The sequence below is a fragment of the Novosphingobium lentum NBRC 107847 genome, assembly GCF_001590965.1.
GTDB classification, from domain to species: domain Bacteria; phylum Pseudomonadota; class Alphaproteobacteria; order Sphingomonadales; family Sphingomonadaceae; genus Novosphingobium; species Novosphingobium lentum.
On the sequence record NZ_BCTW01000008.1, the window covers coordinates 19421 to 31932 of the forward strand.

General features: G+C 66.4%; 14 protein-coding genes. 9 read left to right on the forward strand and 5 right to left on the reverse strand.

What is annotated here, in order from left to right; all coding sequences use genetic code 11:
• Window positions 1–65 precede the first annotated feature (65 nt).
• Both NL2_RS08365 and NL2_RS08370 read right to left on the reverse strand, forming a co-directional pair.
• On the reverse strand, window positions 66–1355 hold the full coding sequence (locus tag NL2_RS08365) for an acyl-CoA dehydrogenase family protein (RefSeq protein ID WP_068073671.1): 1290 nt from the start codon (window positions 1353–1355) through the stop codon (window positions 66–68).
• 95 nt (window positions 1356–1450) lie between these two features.
• On the reverse strand, window positions 1451–2299 hold the full coding sequence (locus tag NL2_RS08370; RefSeq protein ID WP_068073673.1) for an SDR family NAD(P)-dependent oxidoreductase: 849 nt from the start codon (window positions 2297–2299) through the stop codon (window positions 1451–1453).
• A 164-nt stretch (window positions 2300–2463) separates the two neighbouring features.
• On the opposite strand from NL2_RS08370, the gene NL2_RS08375 reads away from it, so the two are divergent.
• From NL2_RS08375 to NL2_RS08385, 3 genes are all read left to right on the forward strand, one after another.
• Window positions 2464–3627 (forward strand): acyl-CoA dehydrogenase family protein, encoded by a 1164-nt coding sequence (locus NL2_RS08375; RefSeq protein ID WP_068073675.1) that lies wholly within the window; start codon window positions 2464–2466, stop codon window positions 3625–3627.
• 105 nt (window positions 3628–3732) lie between these two features.
• Window positions 3733–4872, forward strand: coding sequence for an acyl-CoA dehydrogenase family protein (locus NL2_RS08380; RefSeq protein ID WP_068073677.1), 1140 nt, complete (start codon window positions 3733–3735; stop codon window positions 4870–4872).
• Between the two features lie 10 nt (window positions 4873–4882).
• Entirely contained in the window at window positions 4883–5689 is an 807-nt protein-coding gene (locus tag NL2_RS08385; RefSeq protein ID WP_068073981.1) for an SDR family oxidoreductase, read from the forward strand.
• Between the two features lie 220 nt (window positions 5690–5909).
• Here NL2_RS08385 and gmk read toward each other — a convergent pair whose 3' ends face one another.
• The 3 genes from gmk to NL2_RS08400 form a co-directional block, all read right to left on the reverse strand.
• A complete protein-coding gene (gene gmk / locus NL2_RS08390; protein WP_068073678.1) occupies window positions 5910–6581 on the reverse strand; it encodes a guanylate kinase in 672 nt (223 codons plus the stop codon).
• A 101-nt stretch (window positions 6582–6682) separates the two neighbouring features.
• On the reverse strand, window positions 6683–7099 hold the full coding sequence (locus NL2_RS08395) for a hypothetical protein (RefSeq protein ID WP_068073679.1): 417 nt from the start codon (window positions 7097–7099) through the stop codon (window positions 6683–6685).
• A gap of 71 nt (window positions 7100–7170) precedes the next feature.
• Window positions 7171–7686: an SspB family protein gene (locus NL2_RS08400; RefSeq protein ID WP_068073680.1), complete on the reverse strand. Its 516-nt coding sequence runs from the start codon at window positions 7684–7686 to the stop codon at window positions 7171–7173.
• 83 nt (window positions 7687–7769) lie between these two features.
• Between NL2_RS08400 and hisB the strand changes: the two genes are divergently transcribed.
• From hisB to NL2_RS08430, 6 genes are all read left to right on the forward strand, one after another.
• Window positions 7770–8378, forward strand: coding sequence for an imidazoleglycerol-phosphate dehydratase HisB (gene hisB / locus NL2_RS08405; RefSeq protein ID WP_068073983.1), 609 nt, complete (start codon window positions 7770–7772; stop codon window positions 8376–8378).
• Window positions 8379–8386: 8 nt separating this feature from the next.
• Window positions 8387–9016 carry an imidazole glycerol phosphate synthase subunit HisH gene (gene hisH, locus NL2_RS08410; RefSeq protein ID WP_068073682.1) on the forward strand — a complete coding sequence of 210 codons (630 nt, stop codon included), beginning with the start codon at window positions 8387–8389 and terminating at the stop codon, window positions 9014–9016.
• A 216-nt stretch (window positions 9017–9232) separates the two neighbouring features.
• Entirely contained in the window at window positions 9233–10357 is a 1125-nt protein-coding gene (locus NL2_RS08415) for a glycoside hydrolase family 130 protein (protein WP_068073684.1), read from the forward strand.
• A 24-nt stretch (window positions 10358–10381) separates the two neighbouring features.
• Complete coding sequence (gene hisA / locus NL2_RS08420) at window positions 10382–11110, forward strand: 1-(5-phosphoribosyl)-5-[(5-phosphoribosylamino)methylideneamino]imidazole-4-carboxamide isomerase (RefSeq protein WP_068073686.1); 729 nt, start codon at window positions 10382–10384, stop codon at window positions 11108–11110.
• A gap of 229 nt (window positions 11111–11339) precedes the next feature.
• Window positions 11340–12101 (forward strand): imidazole glycerol phosphate synthase subunit HisF, encoded by a 762-nt coding sequence (gene hisF / locus NL2_RS08425; RefSeq protein WP_068073688.1) that lies wholly within the window; start codon window positions 11340–11342, stop codon window positions 12099–12101.
• A gap of 156 nt (window positions 12102–12257) precedes the next feature.
• On the forward strand, window positions 12258–12446 hold the full coding sequence (locus NL2_RS08430) for a PEP-CTERM sorting domain-containing protein (RefSeq protein ID WP_068073689.1): 189 nt from the start codon (window positions 12258–12260) through the stop codon (window positions 12444–12446).
• Window positions 12447–12512: the final 66 nt, after the last annotated feature.

Genomic DNA, 12512 nt, shown 5'->3' on the forward strand with positions numbered 1-12512 from the left:
CCGCATCGCCGCAGCCTTGCGTGTATCGGCCAGCGGTCCCGGGTCGAGCCCGGGACGACGTGATTCTAACGCGCCACGCCGACATCGCCCGAACTGAACCCCGGGTCCGTGCCGGGCATCGGCGTGTGGCGGGCGAACTCGATACGGGCGATGGCGCGGTTGTGCACTTCGTCAGGGCCGTCGGCGAGCCGCAGCGTGCGCTGGTGTGCCCAGCTTTCGGCCAGCCCGAAATCGTCGGACACGCCGCCGCCGCCATGCGCCTGGATGGCATCGTCGATGATCCGCAGCGCCATGTTGGGCGCCTGCACCTTGATCATCGCGATTTCCGCCGCGGCCGACTTGTTGCCGACTTTGTCCATCATGTCGGCGGCCTTGAGGCACAGCAGCCGCGTCATTTCGATGTCGATGCGCGCGCGCGCAATGCGTTCGTGCCACACCGTCTGGTCGGCCACCGCCTTGCCGAAGGCGACGCGCGATTGCAGCCGCCGGGCCATCTTTCCGATGGCTTCCTCGGCCACGCCGATCGTGCGCATGCAGTGGTGGATGCGGCCCGGTCCGAGCCGCCCTTGCGCGATTTCGAACCCGCGCCCTTCGCCCAGCAGCATGTTGGCAGCGGGAATGCGCACGTCCTTGAGCAGGATTTCCATGTGGCCGTGCGGGGCGTCGTCGTACCCGAACACCGGCAGGTGGCGCTCGATGATCACGCCGGGCGCATCAAGCTCCATCAGCACCATCGATTGCTGGGCGTGGCGCTTCGCCTCGAAATCGGTCTTGCCCATGACGATGGCGATCTTGCAGCGCGGATCGCCCGCGCCCGACGACCACCACTTGCGCCCGTTGATGACGTATTCGTCGCCCTCCCGCCGGATCGAGCATTCGATGTTGGTCGCGTCCGACGATGCCACCGCAGGCTCGGTCATCAGGAAGGCCGAGCGGATATCGCCGTCCATCAGCGGCTTCAGCCAGCGCTGCTTCTGTTCGGCCGTGCCATAGCGATAGAGCACTTCCATGTTGCCGGTGTCGGGTGCGGAGCAGTTGAACGTTTCGCTGGCGAAACCGACGCGGCCCATTTCCTCGGCACACAGCGCGTATTCGAGGTTGGTGAGGCCGGGGCCGTCGAATTCGAACGTGTCGTCCACATGTGCGCGGCCCGATCGTGGCGGCATGAACAGGTTCCAGATGCCCTGCGCCTTGGCGCGGGCTTTCTCCTCTTCGACCACCAGCAGCACTTTCCAGCGCTCGCCTGCCGCTTTCTCGGCGACGTAGTCCTTGGTGCGCGGGCGGACGTGGTTCTCGATGAACTGGCGGACGCGGTCGCGCCAATGCTTCTGGCGGTCGGTGGGATCGAAATCCATGGCGCGTCCTTCCCAAGTCGTGTCGCTGTGAGTCTGTGGCTGTTTGAAAGTGGCAGAGCCGCAGGCGCCCGCCAACCCTCGATTTAATCGATCAGTTAAACGGGTGCCTGGCTATCGGCCAGTTCGCGCAACGCGCCCAGCATGTTGGGTGCCTCGGGATCCCAGCTATGGCGAGGGCCCACGGTCAGCCCGCCATCGACCAGCAGCGTGGTGCCCGTCACGAACGCGGCGTCGTCGCTGGCCAGGAACGCCACCGCGCGGGCGATGTCCTCGGCCTGTCCGGCGCGGGCGACCGGCTGCGCGTGCTCGCCCATGGTCGCGAGCATCGCCTTGGCGGTGGCCTTGGTCTCGGCGGTCATGTCCATGCTGGCGGTGAAGATGTTGGTCTGGATGAAGCCCGGCTGCACCGCATTGACGCGAATATTGTGGCGGGCCAGATCGGTCGCGGCGCACTTGGTCAGGTGCAGCACGCCTGCCTTGGCCACGGCATAAGCGGTGGGGGCATAGCCGGGGCCGACCGCCGCCACGCTGGAGGTGTTGACGATCGCGGCGCCCTTGCGGCCGATCATGTGCGGCACCGCGTGGCGGATGCCGAACGCGACCGAGCGCAGCAGCAGGTCCATCGTGCGATCCCAGCCCTCGGGCTCGATGGTGTCGATCGCCGCCGGGTCGCCGCCCGCGCCGGCGTTGTTGAACACCACGTCGATCCCGCCGGTCTCGGCAGCGGCACGGTCCATCAGCGCGCGGATCGCTTCGGTCGAGGTCACTTCGCAGTGCTGGAAGCGGATCGCGCCGTTCGAGGACTGCGCCAGCGCCTCGCCGCCTGCGGCATCGATGTCCGCAGCATACACGGTCGCGCCTTCGCCCGCGAACAGCAGCACGGCGGCGCGGCCGATGCCCGATGCGGCGCCTGTGATCACGACGGTTTTTCCAGAGAATCGCATTTTTCCGGCTCTCCCAAGCCCTGTTCTGGGCCTTGATGCATAGGCGGCGGGCGGGGCGCGTCAACGACCTCGTGCCTGACGCTACGGCATCCTTGGGCCGCGCCGTGGCGCTTGCAACGAACCGCGAATCGGACCTAGGCTGGCGTCGAGAGGAGCATCCCGAGATGTCTGAGATCGAACAGTTCCGGGCCGGGATTCGCGCCTGGCTCGAGGCGAACTGCCCGGCCGAGATGCGCGAACCGGTCAAGGACGAGAACGACGTGTGCTGGGGCGGCCGGCACTTCGTGTTCAAGAGCCTGGCGCAGAAGGCCTGGCTCGAAGCGTGCGCGGCCAAGGGCTATACCGTGCCCGACTGGCCCGAGGCCTATGGCGGCGCGGGGATGAGTCCCGCCCAAGCGAAAGTCTGGCGCGAGGAGATGGGCCGCATCGGCGCGCGCATGCCGCTGTCGAGCTTCGGCATCTGGATGCTCGGCCCCGCGCTGCTCAAGTTCGGAACCGAGGAGCAGAAAGTTCATTACCTCAACCCGATCGCGCGCGGCGAAATCCGCTGGTGCCAGGGTTATTCGGAACCGGGTTCGGGATCGGATCTCGTCTCGTTGCAAACCTTTGGCGAGGACATGGGCGACCACTGGTCGGTGAGCGGCCAGAAGGTCTGGACCAGCTATGCCGACAAGGCCGACTGGATTTTCTGCCTGGTGCGCACCGACAAGGCCAACAAGTACCAGGGCATCTCGTTCCTGCTGTTCGACATGGAAACCCCCGGCGTCACCACCAGGCCGATCAAGCTGATCAGCGGCAATTCGCCGTTTTGCGAGACGTTCTTCGACAACGTCGCGGTGCCCAAGCACCAGATCGTCGGCGCGCTCAATCGCGGCTGGGATGTGGCCAAGTACCTGCTGGGGCATGAGCGCGAGATGATCTCGGGCGCGGGCAACGCCGACCGGCTGACCACCATCGGCGCGACCATGGCGCGCACCGTGGGGCTGGACGACCCGCTGCTGCGCGCCGACCTCGCCCTGTTCGATGTCGATGCGCTGGCGTTCTCCGCGATGGGCGAGAAGTTCCTCGACGAGGTCAAGGTCGGGCGCGGCAACCCGGCGCAGCCCAACATGATGAAGTACGCCGGCACCGAACTCAACAAGCGCCGCCACGAGCTGCTGATGGCGGCGGGCGGCAGCCGCGCGCTGGAATGGGACAGCGAGGAAACCGCAGGCGGCGCGGCCGCGCGCGGGTGGCTGCGGACCAAGGCCAACTCGATCGAGGGCGGCACCAGCGAGGTGATGCTCAACGTCATCGCCAAGCGCATCCTCGATTTGCCGGGGGCGTAAATTTTTGGCGTCGCCCCGGACTTGATCCGGGACCGCTGGCCGCCGGGCTCGACCATTCAGGCCCGCGGTCCCGGATCAAGTCCGGGACGACGATTGGAGACAACCATGCCGCTCTATCATACCGACGACCAGGCGATGCTGGCCGATACCGTCACCGGGTTCATGGCTAGCGAGGGCGCGATCAAGCCGCAGCTGCGGCACTGGCGCGACATCGGGTGCCCGGATGGCTTCGGCCACGCGCTGTGGAAGCAGTTTGCCGAAATGGGGCTGACCGGGATGCTGGCGGGCGAGGCCGACGGCGGGCTGGGCATGGGGCATGTCGAGGCCGGGATCGTGCTGGCCGAGATCGGTCGCAACCTGACGCCGTCGCCGTTCCTGACCACCGCCGTGATGGGCGTGACCGCACTGTCGGGCGGGTCCGACGACCTCAAGGGCCGCTACCTGCCGGGGATCATCGCGGGCGAAACCGTGCTCGCCATGGCGATCGACGAAGGCGGCAAGCACCGCCCGGAACGCATTGCGCTGAAGGCCGAGAAGGCCGGCAACGGCTTCCGGTTGTCGGGGGCCAAGGACTTCGTGGTTTACGGCGCGTCCGCCGATGCGCTGATCGTGGCCGCGCGCACGTCTGGCAGCGACAGCGATGCCGACGGTATCACGCTGTTCGCCGTGCCCAGGGGCGCTGGCGGGCTCAGTCATGACAGCCAGCGGCTGGTCGATTCGAGCATGGCCAGCCATGTCCACTTCGACGGGGTGGAGCTTGATGGCGATGCCGTGATCGGCGATATCGACGACGGCCGCGCGCTGCTGCAAAAAGTGCTGCTGGCGGGCCGGGCCGGGGCCGCTGCCGAGTTGACCGGCGTCGCCGCGGGCGCATTCGACATGACAACGGCGTACCTGAAAACGCGCAAGCAGTTCGGCAAGCTGATCGGCGAGTTCCAGGCGCTGCAGCACCGCGCGGCGCATCTCTATTCCGAGATCGAGATCGCCACCGCCGCCGCGATCAAGGCGCAGCAACTGCTCGATGGCGGCTCTGACAAGGCCGACCTGATGGTGTCGGTGGCGAAAGCCAAGGCGGGCCGCGCCTGCAACCTGGCGGTGCGCGAAGGCGTGCAGATGCACGGCGGCGTGGGCATGACCGATGAATACGACATCGGCCTGTACATGAAGCGCGACCGCGCTCTGGCCGAATTCATGGGCGATCCCTACTACCACGCCGAACGCGTCGCCCGGCTGAGCGGATACTGAGGAACCCATGATGGATTTTGCCAAGCTGTTCAGTCTCGAAGGCCGGGTCGCGGTGGTCACCGGCGGTTCGCGCGGGATCGGGCGGATGATTGCCGAAGGCTTCGTCGCCGCCGGTTGTGCCCGCGTCTACATCACCGCGCGGAAAGCCGCCGTGGTCGAACAGACCGCGCACGAACTGGGCGAGGCTTGCGTGCCGTTGCCGGGCGACATCTCCACGCTCGACGGCATCCAGGCGCTCGCCGATGAACTGGCGAAGCGCGAGACGGGCCTCGACATCCTCGTCAACAACGCTGGCGTGGCTTGGGGCGCGACGTTCGAGACGTTCCCCGAACAGGGCTGGGACAAAGTCATGGACCTCAACGTCAAGACCCCGTTCTTCCTGACCCAACGGCTGCACGGGCTGCTGAAAGCCGCCGCGACCGATCACCCGGCCAAGGTCATCAATGTCTCGTCGATCGACGGGATGAAGAACAACCCGTGGGACACTTACAGCTACCACGCCTCCAAGGCGGCGCTGGTGCACCTCACCCGGCGGATGGCGGCGGAACTGGTCAAGGACAACATCGTGGTCAGCGGCATCGCGCCGGGCGCGTTTCCGTCGGAAATGAACAAGGCGGCCAAGAACGCGGGCGATCTGGTGGCCAAGGGCATTCCGGTCAAGCGCATCGGCGATACGCTGGACATGGCCGGTGGCGCGATCTTCCTGGCCAGTCGCGCGGGCGATTACGTGGTGGGCACGACGCTGCCAATCGACGGCGGGATCGTCAACGGCTCGATGCGCGAGCGCGGCGTCGATCCGCTGGGGAACGCGTTGTAGGTTTGATCGTCGGACTGACCGAAGAACCGTCCGTCCTGAGCTTGTCGAAGGATTGCCCTTTTCTTCGTGCCGTTCGCGCAACTTGCTGAAGAAAAAGCACTCCTTCGACAAGCTCAGGATGGACGGGTTTGGGGTTGGGTACCCCCGCAATCCCAGAGGTTTACCCCAATCAGTCCCGAATCCCTGCATCTCGGATCAAGTCCGGGACGACGCCAGCCCTCTACCCCCGCGTCAGTTCGCGCACGAAGTCCACGATCCCGGTCTGGCGGGCGCGGCGCATGCGTTCGGCGGCGAGGATCTGGCTGACTTTGGCGAAGCACTCGTTCACGTCGTCGTTGATCACGACATAGTCATAGCCGTCCCAGTGGCTGATTTCCGCCTGCGCGCGGGCCATGCGCGCGGCGATGACTTCGGCGCTGTCAGTGCCGCGCCCGGTCAGCCGGCGGTTGAGCTCGCCCAGGCTGGGCGGCAGGATGAACACCCGCACCACGTCGGTTTCGGCGCGCTGGTACAACTGCTGGGTGCCTTGCCAGTCGATGTCGAACAGGAAATCGTGGCCTGCTTTCAGCCCCGCGCGGATCTGCGCCTTGGGCGTGCCGTAGCTGTACCCGAACACGTGCGCCCATTCATAGAACAGCCCGTCCTCGACCATGCGGTCGAACGTGGGCTGATCGACGAAATGATAGTCGTGCCCGTCCACCTCGCCGGGGCGCATCGGGCGGGTGGTGGCCGAAACCGACATGGCGATCTCGTCGTCATGGTCGAGCAGCATCCGCGCGATGGTGGTCTTGCCCGCGCCCGAGGGCGACGAGAGGATGAACATCAAGCCGCGGCGATGCAGCGTATCGCCCATTTGCGGATCGGTGGAGGTGTCGGAATTGTCGGAGGCCATGCCCGCTAGTGGCGCAAGGCCATGGCGGCGGTCAAGCGGGCGGTGCGTCAAGGTGGATGCGAGGCGACCGCGCGAGCGTCAAGCCGCTCACGGGGTCGAGGCTATTCCTTGGCGGTGCCCTTGTCGGCCTGCTCGGTCACTTTCGCGGCGCCCTCGGCATGGGCGACCTTATCGCCGCGCGCCCGGTCGTACAGCGACTTGGCCAATAGACCGCCACCCACGACGATCGCGCCCGGCACCGAACGCGTCGCCATGCGGGCGACGGCCGTTCCGATCAGCGTCTGGCCCATGCTGCGGCCCTTGATGATGCCCTTGGCCTTTTTCGCGTCGTACTTGGTGCGCAGCACCCCGCGTTCGACCGCATGGCGCAAAAGCTGCCCACCCACGCGCAAGGCGATGTCGGCGATGATCAGGTTGGTGACGGGATTGGGCGATGCCGGCGGGACTTTGTCGAGTTTGCCCTTGGCACGCTTCAGCGCCGTCTGCACTTTGCCACGCTTGCGGCCGAATATCGCCATGAAGCTGCCTTTGCCGTTGCGGCGCGATTCCCGTCATCAGGCCCCGACGAACGGGGGACGGGCACCGCCGCCTACTTCTTGCGGCCGAAATCGACCGTGACGACGTTGGATCCGTCATCGGCTTTGTCAACGTCGGCCGCCGCGCTCTGTTCCGAGTCCTGCTCGGGCGAATCGTTTTCGGCGTCCTCGTGCGGTTCGGGCGTTTCGCTTTCGGCCATCGCCTGGAACTGCAGCCCGAAATCGACGGCGGGATCGACGAACGCGGTGATCGCGGAGAACGGGATCACCAGCTTCGACGGGATCTGGTTGAAGCTGAGGCCCACGCTGAACCCGTCTTCATCGACGCGCAGATCCCAGAACTTGTTCTGCAGCACGATCGTCATCTCGTCGGGAAACCGTTCGCGCAGGCGGGTCGGGATATCGACGCCGGGCGCGGTGGTCTTGAACGTGATGTAGAAGTGGTGGCTGCCCGGCAGCGTGCCGCCGGTCGCTTCCACCTGGCCCAGCACGCGGCCGACGACGGCACGCAGGGCTTCCTGCACGATCTCGTCGTAAGGGATCAGGCTGTCGGGCGCGCTGTCGTTCATTCTGCGGACAAGTGGCCGTGGTTGACGCGACGGTCAAGGGGGAGATGGTTGATTCCGTTTCGCCGCAGCTTATAGGCAACGCCATGCGCACCGGCTCGATCACCCGCAAGACCGAGGAGACCGACATCGCCGTGGCGGTGAACCTCGATGGCACCGGCACGTATGCGGTTTCGACCGGGATCGGGTTTCTCGATCACATGATCGAACAGTTCAGCCGCCATTCGCTGATCGACATCGAGTGTCGGGTGCGTGGCGACCTGCACGTCGACCAGCATCACACGACCGAGGACAGCGCCATCGCCATCGGCCAGGCCATCAGCCAGGCGTTGGGCGACAAGCGCGGGATCACCCGCTACGGCAGCGCCTATTCGCCGATGGACGAAGCGTTGAGCCGCGTCGCGCTCGACATTTCGGGGCGGCCGGTGCTGATCTGGAAGGTCGGCTTCACCCAGCCCCGGCTAGGCGAAATGGACACCGAGCTGTTCGAGCACTGGTTCCACTCGATCGCGCAGGCGGCGGGCATCACGCTGCACGTCGAATCGCTGTACGGCCAGAACAACCACCACATCATCGAAGGCGTGTTCAAAGGCTTTGCCCGCGCCATGCGCAGCGCGGTGGCGATCGACCCGCGCAAGGCCGATGCCGTGCCCTCGACCAAGGGCATCCTTGGCGCAGGCTCGCTCGAAAGCTGAACGGCAGCATGGCCGAGGTCATTGCCCTGATCGACTATGGCGCGGGCAACTTGCGCTCGGTGGCCAACGCGCTGAAGGCGGCGGGCGCAGAGGGCGTGCAGGTTACGGCGGACCCCAACGTGGTGCGCGCGGCCGATCGCATCGTGCTTCCCGGCGTGGGCGCGTTCAAGGCCTGTGCCGATGCGTTGCGGGGCGTGCCCCACCTGGTCGATGCTATGGAAGAACGCGTGCTGATCGGCGCCGCGCCGTTTCTGGGCATCTGCGTGGGCATGCAGCTGCTCGCCTCGCGCGGAGTAGAACACGGCGTCACCCTCGGGCTCGACTGGATCGCGGGCGAAGTGCGCGCGATCGAGGTCACCGATCCGGCGATCAAGGTGCCGCACATGGGCTGGAACGACGTCGCGCCGCTGGGCCACGACGACGGATCGCAACTGCTGCGCGGCGGCGAGGCCTATTTCCTCCACTCCTACCACTTCGTGCCCGAGGACGGCGCCCGGATCGCGGCGATGACCGACCACGGCGGCGGGCTGGTCGCGGCAGTGGCGCGCGACAATATCCTGGGCGTGCAGTTCCATCCCGAAAAGAGCCAGGCCTACGGGCTGGAACTGCTGGCGCGCTTTCTCGACTGGCGGCCGTAGGAGCGAAGACGTTACGCTCACCCGCTCGTGTCGAGCGAAACCCTCACCCACTCATGTCGAGCGAAGTCGAGACACGTCGCGCTACTTTGAACGTCGTGCAGCGTCCCTCGACTTCACGCGGGATCAACGGGGTGGGAACAGATCCCTGACGACTCCATCCATCGTCCGGGGAACCAACGCTCCGCCCGCTCCTTCCATCATCCGAAGGAGCCTTGCATGGACCGCCTGGTGTTTACCCCTGACGAAGTCGACCTGTCGCGTTCGCCGCTGGCCGGGCAGCTGGGCGTCGAAACGTTCGTGCTCGGAGCGTTCAATCCGGGGCTGACGCGGCTGGACAGCGGCAACCTTATGATGATGGTGCGCGTGGCCGAAGCGCTGCGCCAACCGATCCGCGATGGCCAGATCCACGCGATCCGCTGGCACGACGGAACCTATGTGCTGGACGCCTGGCCGCTCGACTGGGTCGATACCTCGGACCCGCGCACGTTCACCGTTCATGATCCGGCGGGCTGGAAAGTGCTGGGGCTGACCTCGCTGTCATGGCTGCTGCCGGTCGAACTGTCGGCGGACGGCGGCCGTGTCATCGCGGTGCATTATGATCGCGTGATCGCGCCGCACGCCAGCCTCCAGTGCTACGGCATCGAAGATGCGCGGATCAGTTGCATCGACGGATCGTACCTGATGACCACCTGCTCGGTCAGCCCCGAGCGCCATTCCACCACGCTCTACAGTTCGGCCGACGCGCTCGACTGGACGTTCGAGGGGATCGTGCTGGATCACCAGAACAAGGACATGCTGATCTTCGAAGGGCTGATCCGGGGCCAGTACTGGGCGCAGACGCGGCCTTTGGGCGATCTCTATTTCGCCTATCCGCCGGGCAGCGAATGGCGCGCCGGTCCGTCGATCAACCTGGCGACGTCGCCCGATGCGCTGCACTGGCGGCCGCACATAAGGCCGGGCCTGCGCCCGCACGCCGATACGGTGGCGACCGCGCGGATGGGCGGGGGTGCGCCACCGATCCTGACCGAGATCGCCGGGCAGCGCGGCTGGCTGTCGCTGTGGCACGGCGTGGAACCCAACGCCGGGGTGGGGACCTATCGCACCTACTGGACCCTGCTCGATCCCACCGACCCGAGCCGGGTGATCGCCACCAGCCACCAACCGCTGATCGAACCCGATGCCGGCCTGACCGCGCGGCTCGCCCACCAGCTCTATCTCGACAGCGTGGTGTTCACGACAGGGATCGTGGACGCGGGCGATCACTTCATCGTCGCGTCGGGCGAGGCCGATCTGGCGTGCCGCATCACCCATGTGCCCAAAGGAAGCTTTCGCCCCGCCTGAACCGCTGCTAGGCGCGCGCACATCATGATTGTCTTTCCCGCTATCGATCTCAAGTCCGGGCAGGTCGTGCGCCTTGCCGAAGGCGACATGGACCGCGCCACCGTCTATGGCGACGATCCTGCCGCGCAGGCCACGCTGTTCGCCGATGCGGGCGCGATGCACCTCCACGTGGTCGATCTCGACGGTGCGTTCGCGGGCGAGGCGCGCAATGCAGGGGCGGTGCGTGCGATCCTCGATGCGTTTCCCGGCCACGTCCAGCTGGGCGGCGGCATCCGCAACCCGGTGGCGGTGGATGGCTGGTTCGATCTGGGGGTGAGCCGCGTGGTGATCGGCACCGCCGCGTTGAAGGACCCCGATTTCGTGCGCGACATGGCACGCGCCTATCCCGGCGGGATCGTGGTGGCGGTCGATGCGCGCGATGGTTTCGTCGCCACCGCCGGCTGGGCCGATGTGTCCGATGTTCCCATCGCCGACATGGCCCGCCGGTTCGAGGATGCAGGCGTCGCCTCGATCCTGTTCACCGACGTCGGTCGCGACGGGCTGCTCAAGGGTTGTAACATCGAGGCAACGCTCGACCTCGCGCGCGCCACCCGCCTGCCGGTGATCGCCAGCGGCGGGGTCAAGGGGCTCGACGATATCCGCATGCTGGCGCTTCATGCCAATGACGGGATCGAGGGCGTGATTACCGGCCGCGCATTGTACGACGGGCGGCTCGATCTGGCGGCGGCGCTGGCGATGGCGGCAGAGGCATGATGCCTCAACAAATCATGGCAGTGTTTGGGCTGGCATATTTGTCATGGCGCGCATTTATCGCAGTCCGTGAATTTCGAGCCGGCTACGTGACGGTGAAGATGCGCTACGCTGGCAAAAGCCTGCGATATGAAAGAGCAACTGATCAGCGTGCTTTTTGGGGTACAACGCTCTTTCAAGGCGGAATTATCATTTTTCTGACCTGCGTTTTCCTTGGGTTGCTGTTGATCCCATGACCGTCCGCGTCCGCGTCATTCCCTGCCTTGATGTGCGCGATGGCCGCGTGGTCAAGGGCGTGAACTTCGTCGACTTGCGCGATGCGGGCGATCCGGTCGAGCAGGCGCGCGCGTATGACGCTGCCGGCGCCGATGAGCTGTGCTTCCTCGACATTTCCGCCAGTCACGAAGGGCGCGGCACGCTGCTCGGCGTGGTGTCGCGCACCGCCGAGGTGTGTTTCATGCCGCTGACGGTGGGCGGCGGCGTGCGCGGGGTCGAGGATGCGCGCGCGCTGCTGCTGGCGGGCGCGGACAAGGTCGCGGTCAATTCTGCTGCCGTCTCCCGGCCGGAACTGGTGGGCGAGATCGCCGCGCGGTTCGGCAGCCAGTGCGTGGTCGGATCGGTCGATGCGCGGCGCGTTGCGCCCGGACGTTGGGAAATCTTCACCCACGGCGGCCGCAAGGCCACCGGGCTCGATGCGCTGGAGCATGCGCTCAACCTGGCCCGGCTCGGCGCGGGCGAACTGCTGGTCACCTCGATGGACGGCGACGGCACCAAAGCCGGTTACGATCTGGAACTGACCCGCGCGATTGCCGACGCGGTGCCGGTGCCGGTGATCGCCAGCGGCGGCGTGGGCACGCTCGATCACCTTGTCGCGGGGGTCACCCAAGGCCACGCCAGCGCGGTGCTGGCTGCCTCGATCTTCCACTTCGGCACGCATTCGATCGGCGAGGCGCACGCGGCGTTGCGCGCGGCGGGCCTACCCGCGCGCGGCTGACGCTCGCCACCGTTACAGCCCAACTGTCGGATTTCCATACACTTCGTGCGAGCGGTCGCGAACCGTTAACCAACGTTATCCCGCACCTGCGCGATTCCCGCAGTCGTGGCACAAGGCTTGCTTAACCTTGGTGCAGGCTTGGGGTTTTGATTCATCGTGCGAAGTCTCGTCCATTCGGCCATTGCCACCGCCATCATCGCCGCACTGGTCGCTTCGCCCGCGATGGCGCAGGCCGTGGGAACCAAAGTGCCCGAACCCACCGATCTCGCGCTGTTCGCGATGGGTGTGATCGGGCTGGTGATCGGCCGACGCGGCGCGCGGCGGCGCGATCGCGACGAGGATTGATCCGGCGGTCTACGCGGTCCAGTCGCCCAGCGCTTGACCCGCGTCCCGCCGCGCGCCATGCCGCGC